We start from the raw sequence: 19925 nt of genomic DNA, 5'->3' as shown, positions 1-19925 counted from the left end.
TCAGCAATAATCAGCAATAATCAGGTTGAAACACCAAGCTCTGCCAGACGTTCAATACATGCTTCTTCCACCTGATCCAGCTCTGTCAGCGTCTCATCAATATCGCGGCGCTTCTGGCGAAGGTCAGCACGCTTTTCCTCAACGCGCTTCATCAAAAGCTTGAGCTGCCCTGTTTCACCGGGCGGTTCACGATACATCTGCACAATTTCATGAATTTCAGCAATGGAGAAGCCAAGCCGCTTGCCGCGCATGATCTGCTTGAGAAGATGACGGTCAGAAGGTCTGAACAGGCGTGTACGCCCCCGTCGTACAGGCGCAATCAACCCTTCATCCTCATAAAAACGCAAAGTCCGGGTTGAGATACCGAATTCCCGCGTCAGTTCTGTAATTGTATAATACTCGCGTACCACTTATTATATCCTGACCTTACAATATGCAGGCTATTGTTGTGCAACCGCATTTACGTAAAAGTCAATATTAAACCGTCACAATCGGTCATAATGATTAGGGTCAGGGCCCATTAATTTGATGAGAATGGCATCTGAAATGACAAGATATGCGAGGAGAGACGTGAGGACCGGGGTGGTTCCCCCGGTTGAGCGGCTCGACGCAGCAGATCGCCAAGTCATTTCGATGTCCGAAGGATGTGGTCCATCCGCCCGGCCTACTTCGTCGGAAAGTCTTGAAAATGAACCACATTTCCTTCGCCTTTCCTTATCAAATCCAAACGGATGGCCTCACACCATTCCCGTCAAATTAATGGGCCCTGACCCTAAAACATAGAGGCACATCTGGTGTTGACCTTGCCATTATGATGCCGCTCATGCGTTATAAACAATAATAGTCTCAATAATTAACAGCGATTCATGCGACGTTCCATTAAATATACAATAATCGGGCTGGTCCTTGTCGCACTGGGTGGCGCTGCTCCCTTTGCAGTTGAACCAATCGTCCAGAAGCTTGGCGAAAACTCCATCCGGCAACTGGCGCGGGATGGAAATTTCTGCACAACAGATAATTGTGAAGAAGGCATCGCCTATGCCATTGGCTTTCTGGAAACCAATTATGGTCTCTCACCCGAAAATGTAAAATGGTGCATGGGCGTCGATGTCATTGCGCATTATGATCTTGCCTTTGGCAACGGACTGAAGAAATCAATAACCGATCAGATGTATTCTCGCTGTGGCGATCCGGCTCAGGACGAACCTGTCGGCAATTATACGGCAGAATAAAAGGCCACATTCAATGACGCAATTTTTACGCCTTGCCTCATGGCTGGTACTGGCCCTCATCCTTATCGTGACGGTCAGTCCGATCCAGTTTCGCCCGACAACCGGTGAACCGGTTGATATAGAGAGGTTTGCAGCCTTCTTTCTTGTAGGTTTTTTATTTGCACTGGCCTATCCTCGCCACTGGATTGCAGTGCTGCTGCTCACAATCGGATGTGCTGGTATATTTGAACTTCTGCAACGCTTAGCACCTGGGCGTCATGGTGAATTTGCCGACTTTATCTTCAAGGCTGTTGGCGCAATGGCTGGTGTATGTATCGGGCGTGGCCTTCGCCTGTTGCCATTCTTTGCAGAAAAAACTGAATAAAATTCCTCCTGAACGGAACCAAAAGCTTGCATGATCGTTATAGAGTGATCAATTCCAATGGAGGTTTGAAATGGCCGATAACAAGACAGCTCACGACGTTCAACAGGCTTTAGAGCAACAAGTTGCTGATTTACGCGGTGAGCTAAAGCGTCTGTCAAAGTCTTTAGCTTCCCGTTCAAGTGATCTGCGCGATAGTGCTGAAGACGCATTTGACGATGCATCGGGCCGATTCCGCCATGCAGCGCAGCTTGTACGCGAGCGAGGACAAGCTGTTGCAGAAACCGTGAAAGAAAACCCCGGCACAGCCACTACATTATTTGGGACCGCTGGTCTTATCGGTCTTGCGATTGGTGTCGCAATTGGCTGCATTTTGTCAGACCGCCGATAGATATAATTCTTCCAAGACAAGCCCGCGCTATCCGGCGCGGGTTTTTTTATGGTCTTTACCTGTGAGAGCAGGACTGCTACCCGGAGCCATTGGCAATATGCCACCGGTCGCAGCCTACCCGGTTAAAACAAGGACAAGCGCATGTTATAAATGCGTTGAGACTGCACCGTGGCTTTTAGAAAAGGCACGCAAATGTCTGAAAAGACAATATATTCTGATTTAAAGCAGCTTGGTTCCAGCAGCAGCATTCCACAATCACCCGAACAAGCAATTCTTGAAAGAGTAGAAAAGCCACAGGCTGGAACGCCCTATTGTGTCCGCTTCACTGCGCCTGAATTTACATCACTCTGCCCGATGACCGGACAACCGGATTTCGCTCATCTGATGATCGATTATGTACCGGGCAAATGGCTGGTGGAAAGCAAATCGCTCAAGCTTTTCCTGTTTTCGTTCCGCAATCATGGCGCATTTCATGAAGATTGCACCGTAACAATCGGCAAGCGTCTTGTTGAACTGCTTGAGCCAGAATGGCTGCGCATTGGCGGCTATTGGTATCCACGCGGTGGCATTCCAATCGATATATTCTATCAGACGGGCGAAGCACCCCGAAATGTCTGGATCCCTGAACAATCTGTCCCCAACTATCGAGGTCGCGGCTGATCACAAAACCCTGTATCTATTGCTCTCTATACCACCTAACCTATATCGCTATTAAACACCGACAAGGAAAGCCAGATGAATAAAGTTATCCTGCTTCTATCACTGGCAGCCCTTACGGGCTGTGGTGCAGGCAAGGCAGCAATGGATACAGGAAAAAGCTTTGATCGTTTTGCGTGTATGTCACGCAATATGAAAGGTGAAACACCCTGCCCTTCACCCGATAATCCGAACCAGTAAACAAAGCGAGCCACCATGTCTATTTCCCCCAAAGACGTTCTTGACTTCTGGTTTTCAGCAAAAATGCGAGAAAACTGGTTCACCAAAAGTGACGCAATCGATACGGAAATTCGCGAAAAATTTCTGGCTGGATATGAAGATGCACGCGCCGACAAATTCGAAGACTGGAAACAGCAACCCGAAACGGCACTTGCCCTGACCATATTGTTCGACCAGTTTCCGCGTAACATGTTCCGTGGCTCACCGCGCTCGTTTGAAAGCGATGGTCTTGCGCGTGACGTGGCAACACGGGCACTGGATCATGATTTTGACCGTCAACTATCCGCTGACGAACGCCAGTTTTTATACCTGCCTTTCATGCATAGCGAAAATCTGAGCGATCAGAAACGCTGCATTGATCTTTATGAAAAACTTGGCAATGAATTCTCTCTGGGCTTTGCACGCCAGCATCACGATATTATCGAGCGCTTTGGCCGCTTCCCGCACCGCAACAAGGTTCTGGGTCGCGAAACAACACCGGAAGAGGCTGAATTCCTCAAGAAGCATGCCGGATTCTAGTTTCTACAATAGTCTATAAGGCAGAATTCCGCGGCGGTCGTGATCGACCGCAAGCCTGCTTTTCAATGGTGGCACCGCACGCTGCACACATTCGGCCCGTTCACAAATACGGCAGGAAACACCAATAGGATCAAATGCTGAGCGTGCGGTAATATCCAGGCCGTCCGCATAGACAAAATCCTGAGCGTGCGTGACTTCACAACCCAACGCAATAGCATATCGACGCTGCGGCGCATGAAAACCACCTTCGCTTTTGGTAAGCTCGGTCGCAACGCAGAGATAACGTGCACCATCCGGCGTTTCGGCAAGCTGACGGATAATCCGCCCCGGCGTCTCAAATGCCTGATGCACATTCCATAACGGGCAAGCAGCACCATAACGTGCAAATTGCAGCTTGGCTGCACTATGCCGTTTGGTAATGTTGCCAGCCCTATCGATACGAGCAAAAAACACCGGCACTCCACGCTGACCGGACCGCTGTAATGTGCTTAAACGATGCGCAACCTGCTCCAGACTGGCACCAAAGCGCGATGCCAGCAATTCAAGATCGTGGCGCAACTCTTTCGCGGCAGACAGAAATGTCTGATAGGGCAAGACCAGCGCACCCGCAAAATAATTACGAAGGCCGATTTTGCAAATCTCGACCGCTTCTACGGAACGAAAATCAGCACCTTTTGCAATCGTCGTGACGAGGTTTTCCATTTCCAGTTCAGCAATCTGAAACGCAATCTGGAAATTACGTGTCGAAGCTGGCGAATAAGGGTTAAGATAAAGTACCCGCGCAACGGGGTCGAATCGCCGCAAGACAGCTTCATCAGGATCGGCACGGGCAACCCGGACACGGTAGCGCTCCTCCATATATTGCGGCAGCGCCACGCCAATATCGCGGCTTGGAATCCTCAGCTCCTGAGCTAGATTTTCTGCAGCAATATCAATATCATGCACGTAATTGTCGATAAAATGAAAAAAGTCGCGCACTTCTTCATAGGGGGCAAGCTCAGCAACGGATGGCGCACGCCCAAGCTGGTGATCCAGACTTGCAAGTTGTTCACTGTTGCGCCGATAAGCCTGATGACAGGCAATCAGCGCATGCGCCAATCCCGGTGCGTTCTGCGTGATCAGTTTTAATTCCTGCAAATTTGGTTTGTAATTTTCAAATACCGGATCAGCCAGTGCTTCCGAGACTGCAGATAAAAGCCGATCATCATCGCCAAGCGAAATGGCACCAATATCAATCTGATAATTCTCGGCCAATGACAACAGCACAGCAGCAGATACGGGGCGCTGGTTATTCTCGATCTGATTAAGATAACTCGTTGAAATACCTAAACGTTCTGCAAAACCTGATTGGGTTGCCTTATGCTGTTCACGTATTTCGCGGATTTTCCTGCCAACATAGAGTTTTTTGGGTGCCATTATAAACCATCATATTTGCAAATTTGCATTTTACTATTTGCAAATTTATAAATTACACAATCGCACCTTTTCAAGCTTTCAGAATGCGGCATACTGGCACTAAGCAGTTAGACAAATTCATAGCTTTCCAAGGTCATAGTGAATGCAGGAACTTCTCGAACAGCTTGAAGCCCGTCGCACCGAAGCCCGTCTTGGCGGCGGACAGAAGCGCATTGATGCGCAACACGCTAAGGGCAAGCTCACCGCCCGCGAAAGATTGGATGTTCTTCTCGACGAGGGATCGTTTGAAGAATTCGATATGTATGTCACCCATCGATGCACCGACTTCGGCATGGAAAAGCAGAAGATCGCAGGTGACGGCGTTGTGACTGGCTGGGGCACAATCAATGGCCGGCAGGTCTATGTGTTCAGTCAGGATTTCACGGTTCTTGGCGGCTCGCTTTCGGAAACACATGCACAGAAAATCTGCAAAATCATGGATATGGCCCTGCAGAACGGTGCGCCGGTCATCGGGCTCAATGATTCTGGCGGCGCACGCATTCAGGAAGGTGTTGCTTCGCTGGCAGGCTATGCCGATGTTTTCAAACGTAATGCCGATGCTTCAGGCGTTATCCCGCAGATTTCCGTCATCATGGGCCCATGTGCGGGCGGCGCAGTCTATTCGCCAGCCATGACCGATTTTATCTTCATGGTTCGCGACAGTTCCTACATGTTCGTGACCGGCCCTGATGTAGTAAAAACCGTCACCAATGAAATTGTCACGGCAGAAGAGTTGGGCGGTGCTTCGACCCATACGAAGAAATCTTCCGTGGCCGATGGTGCTTATGAAAACGACATCGAAACGCTTGAGCAGGTTCGCATTCTTTTCGACTTTCTGCCGCTCAACAATCGCGAGAAAGCGCCGGTTCGCCCTTTTTATGATGATCCGGCACGCCTTGAAATGCGTCTTGATACATTGATCCCTGACAGCGCCAACAAGCCATACGATATGAAGGAGCTGATTCTGGCCCTTGCCGATGAAGGCGATTTCTTTGAAATTCAGGAAGCTTTCGCCAAAAATATCATTACGGGCTTCATCCGCATGGAAGGCCAGACAATCGGTATAGTCGCCAATCAGCCAATGGTGCTGGCGGGATGTCTTGATATTGACTCATCACGTAAGGCAGCACGCTTTGTGCGTTTTTGCGATGCTTTCAGCATTCCAATCCTGACTCTGGTCGATGTCCCGGGCTTTCTGCCCGGAACCGCGCAGGAATATGGCGGCGTGATCAAACATGGCGCCAAGCTGCTTTTCGCCTATAGTCAGGCAACCGTTCCGATGGTGACGCTGATTACGCGCAAAGCCTATGGCGGCGCCTATGATGTGATGGCATCAAAACATATTGGCGCTGACATTAATTATGCATGGCCAACGGCTGAAATCGCTGTCATGGGCGCCAAGGGCGCAACCGAAATTCTGTATCGCTCTGAGCTTGGCGACACCGAAAAAATCGCCAGTCGCACGAAGGAATATGAAGAGCGCTTCGCCAATCCATTCGTCGCTGCCGAACGCGGTTTCATTGACGAAGTGATCATGCCGCATTCTTCCCGCCGCCGTATCATTCGTGCGTTCTCTGCGCTTCGCAACAAGAGCCAGAACACGCCATGGAAGAAACACGACACGATACCTCTTTAATTAACGCATGATCTTATCCAAAAACCGGTTCCCGCTTTTTGGGATCATGCTTGTGTGAGGCAACTGCCAATGATCAAGAAAATATTGATTGCCAACCGCGGCGAAATCGCATGCCGGGTTATCAAAACCGCTAAGAAAATGGGCATTTCGACAGTCGCAGTCTATTCAGACGCAGACCGCAATGCTCTGCATGTCAGAATGGCAGACGAAGCAATCCACATCGGACCAGCGCCCTCGAACCAGTCTTATATCGTCATCGATAAAATACTGGCTGCGATTAAAGAGACTGGTGCAGATGCGGTGCATCCGGGCTATGGCTTTTTATCAGAGAACCCACGCTTTGCCCAAGCGTTGAAAGCTGCCAATGTCATCTTTGTTGGCCCGCCGGTAAATGCCATTGAAGCCATGGGCGACAAGATTACCTCCAAAAAGATCGCAGCACAGGCCGGCGTTTCAACAGTGCCTGGCCATATGGGGTTGATTGAGGATGCAGACGAGGCGGTCCGCATTTCAACGTCAATCGGCTATCCTGTGATGATCAAGGCCTCCGCTGGCGGCGGCGGTAAAGGGATGCGTATCGCATGGAATGATGATGAAGCCCGCGAAGGCTTTCAGCTGTCGCGAAACGAGGCGAAATCATCATTTGGTGATGACCGCATTTTCATTGAAAAATTTGTAACACAGCCACGTCATATCGAAATTCAGATATTGGGCGATAGCCACGGCAATGTCATTTATCTGGGTGAACGTGAATGCTCCATTCAGCGCCGCAATCAGAAGGTGATTGAAGAAGCGCCCTCACCCTTTCTGGACGAAGCCACCCGCAAGGCAATGGGTGAACAGGCGGTCGCGCTTTCCAAGGCGGTTGGTTATTATTCCGCAGGCACGGTTGAGTTTATCGTCGACGGTGATCGCAATTTCTATTTCCTAGAAATGAACACACGCCTGCAGGTCGAGCATCCGGTGACGGAACTCATCACGGGCATTGATCTTGTCGAAGAAATGATCCGCGTTGCCTCCGGCGAAAAGCTTCGACTAAGTCAGACCGATGTCAAACTTAATGGCTGGGCTATTGAAAGCCGCCTTTATGCCGAAGACCCCTATCGTAACTTCCTGCCTTCCATTGGCAGACTGACGCGCTATCGACCGCCGGTCGAAGGGCAAAACGCAAATGGCACAATCATCCGCAATGACACGGGCGTCTTTGAAGGCGGCGAAATCTCGATGTATTACGACCCGATGATTGCAAAATTATGCACATGGGGACCAGATCGGACCAGCGCAATCAATGCGATGGGCAATGCACTGGATGCTTTTGAAGTGGAGGGAATCGGCCATAATCTACCATTTCTTTCAGCCGTGATGGAGCATCCTCGTTTTCGCGCTGGCGCACTGACAACCGCCTTCATTGCAGAAGAATATCCAGATGGCTTTGCAGGCGTCGCAATTTCTGATGAAGATGCAAATATACTCGCCGCAGTCGCCGCACAGATCAACATGGTGGTTGAACAGCGTAACGCCCAAATTTCCGGCAGGCTGTCGTCGCAGGATCAGTCTGTAGCAACGGACTGGGTGATAACACTTGGCAACCATTATATCCCCATTCGCATAGTTGAGGGCGAAGGCGGTACAGTCATCAACTTTACCAATGGCCTTAGCCTGCCGGTTGCCAGCGACTGGCACCCCGGCAACCAGCTTGGTTCCTTCACCGTTGATGGAAAATCCATCGCCGTCAAGATTTTGCGCTCTCGCACGGGCTGGCGACTTCGCTGGCGTGGCATTGATACCATCGCTCATATCCGCAAACCACACGTGGCTGAACTGGCAAAACTCATGCCGGTCAAACTGCCGCCAGATACATCAAAAATGCTGCTTTGCCCGATGCCCGGAGTGATTACCTCCGTTCTCGTCAAAGATGGTGAAACCGTCGAAGCCGGTCAGCCACTGGCAACCGTCGAAGCCATGAAAATGGAAAACCTCTTGCGCTCTGAACGCCGCACCACGGTCAAACGAATTGCAACACAGGAAGGTGCGAGCCTTGCCGTCGATGAACTGATCATGGAATTTGAGTGAGGCAGACATGAGCAAGCGTCCTACCCGTGAAGACTGGTCGAAACTGGCCGAAAAAGAACTCAAGCGCCCTGCCGATAGCCTTGTCTGGCACACCCCCGAAGGCATTGACGTCAAGCCGCTTTACACGGCTGACGATTTAACGCCCATTGGGCATCTCGACACCCTGCCCGGTTTTGAGCCTTTCCTGCGCGGCCCCCGTGCCACCATGTATGCCGGTCGTCCATGGACCATTCGCCAATATGCAGGCTTTTCGACTGCAGAAGAATCCAACAACTTCTACCGCAAGGCGCTTGCAGCCGGTCAACAGGGCGTTTCGGTTGCTTTTGATCTCGCAACACACCGCGGCTATGACAGTGATCATCCGCGCGTTGAAGGCGATGTGGGCAAGGCAGGTGTGGCAATCGATTCTGTCGAAGACATGAAAATCCTCTTTGACGGCATTCCGCTTGAAAAAATCTCCGTTTCCATGACGATGAATGGCGCAGTGATCCCGATCCTTGCAAATTTTATCGTCGCAGGCGAAGAACAGGGCGTCTCACGCGACCTGTTATCCGGCACCATTCAGAATGATATTCTCAAAGAATTCATGGTCCGCAATACCTATATCTATCCGCCGGAACCTTCCATGCGGATTATCGCGGATATCATCGCCTATACAGCTACAGAAATGCCGAAATTCAATTCGATTTCCATTTCTGGCTATCACATGCAGGAGGCAGGCGCGACGCTGGTGCAGGAACTGGCCTTCACGCTGGCTGATGGCCGCGAATATGTGCGTGCAGCGCTCAACAAAGGGCTTAATGTCGACGAATTTGCAGGGCGTTTATCGTTCTTTTTCGCCATTGGTATGAATTTTTTCATGGAAATTGCCAAACTGCGTGCAGCCCGACTGCTCTGGTCACGCATCATGAAAGAATTCGACCCCAAAAAGCCGGGATCGCTGATGCTGCGCACCCACTGCCAGACATCGGGCGTATCGTTGCAGGAGCAAGACCCCTACAACAATATCGTGCGCACGGCTTTTGAAGCTATGTCGGCAGCCCTTGGCGGAACCCAGTCGCTGCATACCAATTCTTTTGACGAAGCCATTGCTTTGCCAACAGAGTTTTCCGCCCGTATCGCACGCAACACACAGCTTATTTTACAAAACGAAACCGGCGTTACCAAAGTCGTCGATCCGCTTGCTGGCTCCTATTACATTGAAAGCCTGACCAATGAGCTGGCCGAAAAAGCATGGGCTTTGATTGAAGAAGTTGAAAATCTTGGCGGTATGACCAAGGCCGTTGAAAGCGGCCTGCCAAAACGATTGATCGAAGAAGCCGCCACACGCCGACAGGCTGCCGTCGACAAGGGCGAAGAAGTAATAGTCGGTGTCAACAAGTTCCGCCTGGAACAGGAAGACAATATCGATATTCTTGAAATCGATAACACAGCTGTGCGCAATTCGCAGATTGCCCGCCTCAATCACATCAAAGAAACCCGCAACAAGACAAAAGTGGAGGCGGCACTTTCCAGGCTGCAACAGGTCGCGAAAACCGGCGAAGGCAATATTCTGGCAGCAGCCGTCGAGGCTTCACGTGCACGCGCAACTGTTGGCGAAATTTCAGATGCCATGCGCAGTGCTTTTGGCGATCATGTGGCAGTGCCAAAAGTTGTGAAAAAGGTCTATGGCGCAGCGTACGAAAACGAACCGGAATATCAAACACTCAAAGAGCGCCTTGAAGAGTTTTCAAAACAGAACGGATCCACCCCCCGCGTCATGATTGCCAAACTCGGTCAGGATGGGCATGATCGTGGTGCAAAAATAATTGCATCTGCCTTTGGTGACATTGGTTTTGAAGTGCTGGCCGGCCCCCTGTTCCAGACACCCGATGAAGCGGCGGACATGGCGATCAAAGCCAAAGTCCATGTGTTGGGTGTATCGTCACTCGCCGCCGGACATAAAACATTGCTGCCGCAACTTGTCGAAACATTGCGTAAAAAAGGCGCGGAGAATATCATCGTTGTTTGTGGCGGCGTAGTCCCCCGTCAAGACTATCAATATCTGTTCGACCATGGTGTATCAGCTGTTTTTGGCCCAGGAAGCAATGTGCTCGATTGTGCCCGTGCCGTGCTTGACCTCATAGAAGGAAAGCGCCGTAATTTATAATATAATCAATTAGATAAAATAAAAAACAGAATCATTTTATGAACAACTTCAAAAGCCGGACGAATTGTCCGGCTTCATCATTTAAAGGCAAATCAGTTTTTGGGCCCTGCAAAACCTGCAATAGTGGAAGCTGTTACTGATACGGGATCACTGGCGGGAAATGTGCCTTCAAGTCCTTCATTGAGTTGCCGCTCAAGCTCAGGCCTGTCGCCTGCCCGACGCGCACTCGGGATCGTAATCTGGCTTGCGGGTTCAATTCCACATTCAAGACAAGCAACGCCAAGCGCCTCACCCAGTTTTAAAGCCGCCTTGCGTATCACGACATCACGTGAAAGTTCGCTCCCGGTTTCATTCTCAACCTTGACAGTGATCCGCTCCTCACCTTCGGTTACAAACTCGACCATATAGGTAGCGAAACCACCAACAGAACTGACGCGGACTTCAACAATATCCATAACTCACCTCCGCATTTAGCTTTATGGAAAACGAAACTACGCGCAGATAGTTCCTTCCAAAACTGCTTTCCTCGCCTTTTATTACACCTTGATGAAAGCATCATTTTAAAAGTGTAAACCAAATCCCTGCATAAGGCGACGAATAGCATAATCAGGCTTTTGCGATGTGAAAACGGCAAGATCATCATGATGATGTAATGCCTTATTAATCTCGCGTGGTTGCAGAAGCGAAACAGTACGCCTTGCAATAGCCTCGGCAGGATCAAGCCAATCGACCGGCCATGGCGCAAGCCGACGAAACACATTCGCAAGAAACGGGTAATGTGTGCAGGCAAGCACGACAATATCCGTGCGACGACCGTCCTTTTCGACAAAACACGGTGTTATCTGCTCGACGACCAGTGCCTCATCAATCGTCTCACCGCGAATATGGGATTCCACTATTCCTGCAAGCCGATCAGCTCCAACAAGCCGCACATGACATTGCGTGGCAAATGACTGGATAAGATCGCGTGTATAAGCGCGTTTGACTGTTCCCGGCGTTGCCAGCACAGAAACAAGCCCCGACGATGTCCGCTCGGCGGCAGGCTTTATTGCCGGAACCGTTCCAACAAAAGGCATGAAAGGGTAAGCCTTGCGCAAATCATCAAGCACCAGCGTCGAAGCCGTATTGCACGCAATCACCACAATTTCAGGATCATGCTCGGTAATAAGACCACCAAAGAGTTTGACGATGCGTGCACGCAATGCATCCTCTTCCCAGTCACCATAAGGAAACCCCGCATCATCGGCGATATAGACAAACCGCCGATCAGGCATCATCACTCGCGCCTCGCGCAAAACAGTCAACCCGCCAATACCGCTATCGAAAATCAGAACCGGCCTTTCAGAAATAGCGGACAACTTGTCGGTATGCTCTGCTTCGAGTGCTGGTTTCATTCAGTCTTGTCCTCAGTTACAGATTTGCGCGCACGACCTTCAGGGGCGCCTGAGCCACGCGGTTTTTTGGGCGAAAACACATCAAGTGAAGTGATCACGCCGCGTAAAAGCTTGAGTTCCGCCGATGCAAAACCTGCACGTGTGAGCACCGAACGCAGATTATTGACCATAATTTCTTTTTTGGCCTCAGGGCGAAAATAACCCCGAATATCAAGCGCCTCTTCCAGATGATTGAAAAGACTCTGCAATTCCATCTTCGGCGCTGTTTCCATTTCGGGACCACGAAAAACCGTGTCTCTTTCCGTTGCAAGTCCCGACTTCATCCATTCATAAGACATCAGCAACACGGCTTGCGCAATATTAAGCGAAGCGAATGCAGGATTAACCGGGAACGTTACCAGCTCATCCGCAAGCCCCACCTCTTCATTACTGAGACCAAAGCGTTCGCGACCGAACATAATGCCAACTTTTTTGCCGGCGTTAAAACGGCGGCGCAATTCGCTATTGGCCTCCACCGGGCTACGCACCGGCTTGAAACCATCGCGTTCACGCGCTGTGGTGGCGTAAACAAAGTTGAGATCTGCAATTGCGGATGCAAGATCATCATAAACGACGGCATTGTCGATAATATGATCAGCCTTGCTTGCAGCAGCACGCGCCTTTTCACTGGGAAACTCTTCACGCGGCTCAACCAGCCGTAATTCGGCAAGACCAAAATTTGCCATAGCGCGTGCCACCATGCCGATATTTTCCGGCAATTGCGGATTAACCAGAATAATCACTGGTCCTTCGGTGATCATAGGGCGCTGTTTGTCTGTTCCTGCCATGATAATTTCCGTCACTACTATATCAACACGGCGCTTCCCTGACATGTTTGACACCAAATCGCAAAGATTCCCCTTACATTCGATACGGAAAACCGCATGTAGTAGCGGAATAACACCAGTCTTTCTCCCATCCATGTCAAACTGCCCCAACCGACACTGAATTTGACAGGGAGGAAAATCATGTCCGGCAAAAAGATTCTCATGATCTGCGGTGATTTCTGCGAAGATTATGAAACTATGGTTCCATTTCAGACGCTTCTCGCCGTTGGGCATAAGGTCCATGCCGTCTGTCCCGGCAAAAAGGCAGGCGATGCTATAGCAACCGCTATTCACGACTTTGAGGGCGATCAGACCTATACTGAAAAGCCCGGGCATAATTTTACGCTCAATGCGACATTTGCCGATGTAAATGCTGAAAACTACGACGCACTGGTCATTCCCGGTGGACGCGGACCTGAATATCTTCGTCTTGATGAAAAGGTCATCGCAATCGTCAGACACTTCTTTGAAGCTGACAAGCCGGTCGCTGCTGTCTGTCATGGCGCACAAATTCTGGCCGCAGCACGCGTGCTCGAAGGCCGAACCTGTTCTGCTTATCCCGCATGCCGGCCAGAGGTCGAACTGGCCGGTGGCAAATATGCTGATATTCCCGTCGATCAGGCCGTTACCGACGGCAATCTGGTGACAGCACCCGCATGGCCTGCACATCCGGCATGGCTATCCCAGTTCCTCGTCGTTCTCGGCACAAAAATCACGCATAATTGATCATATACTGCCTGCAATTCCAAACCGGTTGCAGGCAGCATCAAATTACGCAACATTATGATCGGAGATTTTTCGGGAGGAACATATGTGCAGATTGTTCATCGGTGCTGAGCCTGAGCTTTGGCAAAGCGTTACGCGCTCACTGCGCATTGATGGTGTCGTCACAAGTGTGCGGCTTGAAAATTTCTTCTGGTGGGCGCTGGAAGATATAGCCATGCGTGACAATCTGACAATCAATCGCCTTCTGGGTCGTCTTTATGATGAATCTCGTGCAGAAGGCCATGATCTTGATAATTTTGCATCATTTCTTCGGGTTTGTTGCGGTCGCTATCTCGCATTGCAATCAATGGGCCTTGTGCCGACAGATAAAAAGACTGGCATCTCAACACTGGATGCAGATGCTATATTATTGCGCGAACAAGAAACTTATCGTGAACAGCGTTCAGAATGGCGAAAGTCCTCACATCACGCCGCCTGAAAATGTGTCTATAGGCCAAAGAATAAGCCTCTGACGCTTTGCCTTCGCGTTCACCGATGCTATACGAGCGCAACGCATTCAATAAGAGGCATTATCAATGGCAAAAATCAAGGTTGCAAACCCGGTCGTTGAACTCGACGGCGATGAGATGACCCGCATCATCTGGCAGTTCATCAAGGATAAGCTGATCCACCCATACCTCGACATCGATCTGAAATATTACGATCTTTCGGTCGAACACCGCGATGCGACCAACGATCAAGTCACCATTGATGCTGCAAATGCTATCAAGGAACATGGTGTTGGCGTAAAATGCGCAACCATCACGCCGGATGAAGCCCGCGTTGAAGAATTCAAGCTCAAGAAGATGTGGAAGTCGCCAAACGGCACAATCCGCAACATCCTCGGCGGCGTTATCTTCCGCGAACCAATCATCTGCAAGAACGTCCCTCGCCTGGTTCCAGGCTGGACACAGCCAATCATCGTTGGCCGTCATGCGTTTGGTGATCAGTACCGTGCAACCGATTTCAAATTCCCGGGCAAAGGTACACTATCGATCAAATTTGTCGGTGAAGACGGCGAAACCATCGAACATGAAGTCTATCAGGCTCCATCTGCAGGCGTGGCAATGGCCATGTACAATCTCGACGAATCGATCCGCGAATTTGCACGCGCTTCGCTGAATTACGGCTTGCAGCGTAACTACCCGGTTTATCTGTCGACCAAGAACACTATCCTTAAGGCCTATGATGGTCGCTTCAAGGACATTTTCGAAGAAGTCTATCAGGCTGAATTTGCTGAAAAGTTCAAGGAAGCAAAGATCTGGTATGAACACCGTCTGATCGACGACATGGTCGCTTCGGCTCTCAAGTGGTCCGGCGGTTATGTCTGGGCTTGTAAGAACTACGACGGCGACGTGCAGTCCGACATCGTGGCACAGGGTTTCGGTTCTCTCGGCCTGATGACCTCGGTTTTGATGACGCCAGATGGCAAGACTGTTGAAGCAGAAGCGGCACATGGCACAGTGACCCGTCACTATCGCCAGCATCAGAAGGGTGAGGAAACCTCAACCAACTCCATCGCTTCGATCTTTGCATGGACCCGCGGCCTCGCCCATCGTGCAAAGCTCGATAACAATGATGAGCTGAAGCGCTTTGCTGATACATTGGAAAAAGTCTGCGTGGACACCGTTGAAAGTGGCTACATGACCAAGGATCTGGCACTGCTTATCGGTCCGGATCAGCCTTGGCTCTCGACCACCGGCTTCCTCGACAAGATTGATGAAAACCTTCAGAAGGCAATGGCTGCTTAAGCCTGTTTAAATGAATGAAAAAACGGCGGGAAATTTTCCCGCCGTTTTTTGTTTGCAACCTGCATATAGCGTACAAAAAAGAAGGCCGGAAAAACTCCGGCCCGCTCATTCTTATAAGTGATCAATCAAACAACCTGCGCTTTCACAGCAGCGATTGCATCATTTGCTTTAGTACCATCGGGTCCACCAGCCTGTGCCATATCCGGGCGGCCACCGCCACCAGCACCACCAAGAGCGCTGGACGCTACACGTACCAGATCAACCGCGCTGAAACGGCCAAGCAGATCCTCGGTCACAGCAGCAACGGCACTCGCTTTGCCATCTTCGCCCACACCGATGAAGACAACAACGCCAGAGCCAACCTGCTTTTTGCCTTCATCAGCAAGAGGCTTGAGATCACGCGGGGAAACGCCGGTTACAACCTTGCCAAGGAAGTTAACGCCGTTAACAATCTCAACTGCGCTGCCCCCCTCTGACGAACCACCGCTCAGCGCCAATTGCCGACGGGCATCAGCCAGTTCACGTTCCAGCTTTTTACGTTCATCAACCAGTGCATTCACACGTTCCAGCGTTTCCGATGGGGTTGTTTTCAATACACTGGCGATTGCCTTGACGCGCTCGTCCTGCTCTTCGAGATAAAGGCGAGCCGCCTCACCCGTAAGCGCTTCCATACGACGAACACCCGCAGCAACGCCACTGTCGGACAGAATACGAACAAGGCCAATATCACCGGTCTGGCGAACATGCGTACCACCGCAAAGTTCAACCGAGTAAGCCTTGCCAGCCTTCTCGCCATGCTTGGCTGTACCCATTGAAACAACACGCACTTCATCGCCATATTTTTCGCCAAACAACGCCATTGCACCTTCTGCAATCGCATCATCGACGGCCATCAAACGCGTTGTAACCGGTGCATTTTGCAGAATAATCTCGTTAGCAAGATTTTCAACAGCAGTCAGCTCTTCTGCCGAAATCGGTTTTGGATGCGAAAAGTCGAAGCGTAAACGGTCAGGCGCAACAAGCGACCCCTTCTGCGCCACATGTGACCCGAGCGTTTCGCGCAGCGCTTCATGCAGAAGGTGAGTTGCAGAGTGGTTGGAACGAATACGTGTACGACGCTCGCTGTCCACCTTCAATTCAACAGCTTCACCAACCTTCACCGAGCCCTTTGTTACCTTGCCGGTATGAACAAAAACGCCCTCGCCCTTCTTCTGCGTGTCAGTGACCGTGATGACAAAGCCTTCACCGGAAATTGTTCCCGTATCACCTTGCTGACCACCAGATTCACCATAAAATGGCGTCTGGTTGACGACAACCGAAACGGCTTCACCTTCAGCAACGGATGCCACTTCAGCTCCATCACGTACAAGAGCGGTGATTATGCCTTCAGCACTCTCAGTCTCATAGCCCAGAAATTCGGTCACACCGACCTTGTCTTTGATGCCGAACCAAATGGTCTCGGTTGCAGCTTCACCGGAACCCGACCAGTTGGCACGTGCTTCAGCCTTCTGGCGTTGCATAGCGGCATTAAAACCATCCGTATCAACCGTCACACCACGCTGACGAAGAGCGTCCTGTGTCAGATCAAGCGGGAAACCATAGGTATCATAAAGTTTGAAGGCAGTTTCACCATCAAGGCGATCACCTTCAACCAGATTTTCCGATGCATCCGACAAAAGACCGAGGCCTCGTTCAAGTGTTTTGCGGAAACGGGTTTCTTCAAGCTTGAGCGTTTCAGAAATAAGAGCTTCAGCACGGATGAGTTCAGGATAAGCCTGTCCCATTTCACGGATCAAAGCTGGCAAAAGACGCCACATCAATGGCTGGCTTGCACCAAGCAATTGGGCATGGCGCATGGCGCGACGCATGATACGGCGCAGTACATAGCCGCGACCTTCATTCGAAGGCAGAACACCATCAGCAATCAGGAAGCTCGATGCACGCAAATGATCGGCAATGACGCGATGACTGGCGCGGAAATCACCTTCAGCTTTAACGCCTGTTGCCTCTTCTGAAGCACGGATCAAAGCCTTGAAAAGATCAATATCATAATTGTCATGCACACCCTGAAGCACAGCTGCAACGCGCTCAAGACCCATGCCTGTATCAATTGACGGACGCGGCAGATCAATGCGCTGATCAGGAGTAACCTGTTCATATTGCATGAAAACGAGGTTCCAAATCTCGATAAAGCGATCGCCGTCTTCGTCAGCCGATCCGGGAGGTCCACCCCATATGTGATCACCGTGATCGTAGAATATTTCGGAACAAGGACCACATGGGCCAGTATCGCCCATAGCCCAGAAATTATCATTCGTTGAAATACGGATAATGCGATCATCGGAAAGACCGGCAATCTTCTTCCAGAAATTCGCGGCATCATCATCAGTGTGATAAACGGTAACGAGCAGCTTGTCCTTGTTAAGGCCAAACTCCTTGGTAATCAGGTTCCAGGCATGGCTGATCGCTTCTTCCTTGAAATAATCGCCAAAGGAAAAATTACCCAGCATTTCAAAGAAAGTATGATGACGTGCAGTATAGCCGACATTATCAAGATCATTATGCTTGCCGCCGGCACGCACGCATTTCTGGGAAGTTGTCGCACGACTGTAAGGACGTTGTTCAAGCCCTGTAAAAACATTCTTGAACTGAACCATACCCGCATTGGTGAACATCAGCGTCGGATCGTTACGCGGCACCAACGGGCTTGATGGAACGACTTCATGTCCGTTCTTACGGAAGTAGTCGAGGAATGTGGACCTTATCTCGTTGACGCCAGCCATGTTTCATCCTTGGGCATTTTCTGCCATGCATAAGATGCGGAATTGAAAACGCATCAATTATATGATCTCCACCCGCAGGAACGCGGCAAGTTACGGCATATTCTGCCGCCACGCTTCGACTGCCCGATAATGGAAAGCCCGTGAGGTGGAATTTCTGTTGTCCGCTTTTAACGGTGCACTGCTTTTCTGTCCAGATAAGCAGAGTGCGCTATAAAAGCAATTTCTGCCGCAAATACAGAAAACGGCAACAATGCAACACTATTGGCCATAAATAACAAAAACCCTGCACAATCGTGCAGGGCTTGCTTTGATCCTATAACAATAGAAGCCTACGCTTCAGCTACATCCGGCCCATCATCGGCTTCAGGACCGCCATCTTCAAGAAATTTTTCGGCAATCAAACCGGCATTTTGCCGAAGTGTTGTTTCGATTTCTCTGGCAACTTCCGGATTGCTCGTGAGATATTGCTTGGCATTCTCACGCCCCTGCCCAAGACGCTGGGAATTATACGAGAACCATGCACCTGACTTTTCAACAATGCCAGCCTTCACACCAAGATCAATTAATTCACCCGTCTTGGAAACACCCGCGCCATACATAATATCAAACTCAACCTGCTTGAATGGAGGGGCAAGCTTGTTCTTTACCACTTTCACACGGGTCTGATTGCCGACCACTTCATCGCGCTCCTTGATCGAGCCAATACGACGAATATCAAGACGCACCGATGCATAAAACTTCAATGCGTTACCACCGGTCGTTGTTTCGGGCGAACCGAACATGACACCGATTTTCATACGAATCTGGTTAATGAAAATAACCATACAGTTAGAACGCGAAATCGAAGCGGTTAGCTTACGCAGTGCCTGGCTCATCAAGCGAGCCTGCAGGCCGGGCAGAGAATCGCCCATTTCGCCTTCAATTTCCGCGCGGGGCGTAAGCGCTGCAACCGAATCAACAACAAGAACGTCAATAGCACCGGAGCGCACAAGCGTATCCGTAATTTCAAGCGCCTGCTCGCCCGTATCAGGCTGCGAGATCAACAGGTTTTCAAGGTCAACGCCAAGCTTGCGTGCATAAACCGGATCAAGCGCATGTTCTGCATCAACGAATGCGCAAATGCCGCCCTTCTTCTGCGCTTCCGCAATTGTATGCAGTGCAAGCGTCGTCTTGCCTGAGCTTTCAGGACCATAAATTTCGACTATGCGTCCTTTAGGCAAACCACCGATGCCCAGCGCTATATCAAGCGAGAGCGAACCAGTTGGAACAGTCTCAATATCGACGACCTCATTCTGGCCGAGCCGCATAATAGAGCCTTTGCCGAATGCACGTTCAATTTGCGACAGCGCCGCATCAAGTGCCTTTGTCTTATCCACTGAATTATCCTCAACGAGTCGCAATGATTTCTGAGACATCTTACACTATCCTCTTGTCTCGCCAGAAGCCCGTCGGCTCACCGCCAATATCTATTTGTATCCGTTTTGTTCTCATTTTGCAATACAACTAAGTCAATGTTTTTCAACAATAAAAAAATTTGTTCTTTTATTGTTCTGTAATATTCAAGAGCTAAAAGATGCCAATCTGTCCACGCATTAGTTTTAAAAATCCCCCAAA

General features: G+C 50.3%; 19 protein-coding genes. 12 read left to right on the top strand and 7 right to left on the bottom strand.

From position 1 onward, the window contains the following. Nucleotides 1-20: 20 nt before the first annotated feature. The gene (locus FHY56_RS07165; RefSeq protein WP_140904492.1) at nt 21-410 is read right to left on the bottom strand and encodes a MerR family transcriptional regulator; all 390 of its coding nucleotides are present in this window, start codon (nt 408-410) and stop codon (nt 21-23) included. Nucleotides 411-866: 456 nt separating this feature from the next. Here FHY56_RS07165 and FHY56_RS07160 point away from each other — a divergent pair, with 456 nt between their 5' ends. The 6 genes from FHY56_RS07160 (at nt 867) to FHY56_RS07140 (ending at nt 3439) form a co-directional block, all read left to right on the top strand. Then, entirely contained in the window at nt 867-1232 is a 366-nt protein-coding gene (locus FHY56_RS07160) for a hypothetical protein (RefSeq protein WP_140904491.1), read from the top strand. Nucleotides 1233-1245: 13 nt separating this feature from the next. Next, entirely contained in the window at nt 1246-1596 is a 351-nt protein-coding gene (locus FHY56_RS07155; protein ID WP_140904490.1) for a VanZ family protein, read from the top strand. A 70-nt stretch (nt 1597-1666) separates the two neighbouring features. Beyond that, complete coding sequence (locus FHY56_RS07150; protein WP_140904489.1) at nt 1667-1984, top strand: ElaB/YgaM/YqjD family protein; 318 nt, start codon at nt 1667-1669, stop codon at nt 1982-1984. A gap of 192 nt (nt 1985-2176) precedes the next feature. Next, entirely contained in the window at nt 2177-2644 is a 468-nt protein-coding gene (gene queF, locus FHY56_RS07145; protein ID WP_140904488.1) for a preQ(1) synthase, read from the top strand. 75 nt (nt 2645-2719) lie between these two features. Next, nucleotides 2720-2881 (top strand): hypothetical protein, encoded by a 162-nt coding sequence (locus FHY56_RS17895; RefSeq protein ID WP_168927595.1) that lies wholly within the window; start codon nt 2720-2722, stop codon nt 2879-2881. A gap of 15 nt (nt 2882-2896) precedes the next feature. Continuing rightward, nucleotides 2897-3439, top strand: a complete 543-nt coding sequence (locus FHY56_RS07140) for a DUF924 family protein (RefSeq protein WP_140904487.1) — start codon at nt 2897-2899, stop codon at nt 3437-3439. Between the two features lie 3 nt (nt 3440-3442). Here the strand turns inward: FHY56_RS07140 and FHY56_RS07135 are convergent, their stop codons facing one another. Further along, complete coding sequence (locus FHY56_RS07135; RefSeq protein WP_140904486.1) at nt 3443-4855, bottom strand: helix-turn-helix domain-containing protein; 1413 nt, start codon at nt 4853-4855, stop codon at nt 3443-3445. A gap of 142 nt (nt 4856-4997) precedes the next feature. Here FHY56_RS07135 and FHY56_RS07130 point away from each other — a divergent pair, with 142 nt between their 5' ends. The 3 genes from FHY56_RS07130 (at nt 4998) to scpA (ending at nt 10752) form a co-directional block, all read left to right on the top strand. Further along, nucleotides 4998-6530, top strand: a complete 1533-nt coding sequence (locus tag FHY56_RS07130; RefSeq protein WP_140904485.1) for an acyl-CoA carboxylase subunit beta — start codon at nt 4998-5000, stop codon at nt 6528-6530. Nucleotides 6531-6599: 69 nt separating this feature from the next. Continuing rightward, nucleotides 6600-8603, top strand: coding sequence for an acetyl-CoA carboxylase biotin carboxylase subunit (locus FHY56_RS07125; RefSeq protein WP_140904484.1), 2004 nt, complete (start codon nt 6600-6602; stop codon nt 8601-8603). Nucleotides 8604-8610: 7 nt separating this feature from the next. Further along, on the top strand, nt 8611-10752 hold the full coding sequence (scpA, locus tag FHY56_RS07120) for a methylmalonyl-CoA mutase (protein WP_140904483.1): 2142 nt from the start codon (nt 8611-8613) through the stop codon (nt 10750-10752). A 92-nt stretch (nt 10753-10844) separates the two neighbouring features. On the opposite strand, the gene FHY56_RS07115 is transcribed toward scpA, so the two are convergent. The 3 genes from FHY56_RS07115 to FHY56_RS07105 form a co-directional block, all read right to left on the bottom strand. After that, nucleotides 10845-11207 (bottom strand): hypothetical protein, encoded by a 363-nt coding sequence (locus FHY56_RS07115; protein ID WP_140904482.1) that lies wholly within the window; start codon nt 11205-11207, stop codon nt 10845-10847. A 105-nt stretch (nt 11208-11312) separates the two neighbouring features. Beyond that, entirely contained in the window at nt 11313-12146 is an 834-nt protein-coding gene (murI, locus tag FHY56_RS07110; RefSeq protein WP_140904481.1) for a glutamate racemase, read from the bottom strand. Then, nucleotides 12143-12973 (bottom strand): RNA methyltransferase, encoded by an 831-nt coding sequence (locus tag FHY56_RS07105; RefSeq protein WP_140904480.1) that lies wholly within the window; start codon nt 12971-12973, stop codon nt 12143-12145. Before FHY56_RS07105 ends, murI begins: the two co-directional genes overlap by 4 nt. 180 nt (nt 12974-13153) lie before the next feature. Between FHY56_RS07105 and FHY56_RS07100 the strand changes: the two genes are divergently transcribed. The 3 genes from FHY56_RS07100 to FHY56_RS07090 all read left to right on the top strand — a co-directional run bounded on the left by FHY56_RS07100 (nt 13154) and on the right by FHY56_RS07090 (nt 15528). Then, on the top strand, nt 13154-13738 hold the full coding sequence (locus FHY56_RS07100) for a DJ-1/PfpI family protein (RefSeq protein WP_140904479.1): 585 nt from the start codon (nt 13154-13156) through the stop codon (nt 13736-13738). 85 nt (nt 13739-13823) lie between these two features. Further along, nucleotides 13824-14216: a ribbon-helix-helix domain-containing protein gene (locus tag FHY56_RS07095; protein ID WP_140904478.1), complete on the top strand. Its 393-nt coding sequence runs from the start codon at nt 13824-13826 to the stop codon at nt 14214-14216. Nucleotides 14217-14313: 97 nt separating this feature from the next. Continuing rightward, nucleotides 14314-15528, top strand: coding sequence for an NADP-dependent isocitrate dehydrogenase (locus tag FHY56_RS07090; protein ID WP_140904477.1), 1215 nt, complete (start codon nt 14314-14316; stop codon nt 15526-15528). Between the two features lie 125 nt (nt 15529-15653). On the opposite strand, the gene alaS is transcribed toward FHY56_RS07090, so the two are convergent. Together alaS and recA are read right to left on the bottom strand one after the other, a co-directional pair. Next, nucleotides 15654-18311 carry an alanine--tRNA ligase gene (alaS, locus tag FHY56_RS07085; protein ID WP_140904476.1) on the bottom strand — a complete coding sequence of 886 codons (2658 nt, stop codon included), beginning with the start codon at nt 18309-18311 and terminating at the stop codon, nt 15654-15656. A gap of 329 nt (nt 18312-18640) precedes the next feature. After that, complete coding sequence (gene recA / locus FHY56_RS07080; protein ID WP_140904475.1) at nt 18641-19726, bottom strand: recombinase RecA; 1086 nt, start codon at nt 19724-19726, stop codon at nt 18641-18643. Nucleotides 19727-19925: the final 199 nt, after the last annotated feature.

Origin of the sequence: Brucella gallinifaecis (genome assembly GCF_006476605.1) — a bacterium.
Lineage (GTDB): Bacteria > Pseudomonadota > Alphaproteobacteria > Rhizobiales > Rhizobiaceae > Brucella > Brucella gallinifaecis.
This window is presented reverse-complemented; position numbering and strand designations above follow the sequence as displayed.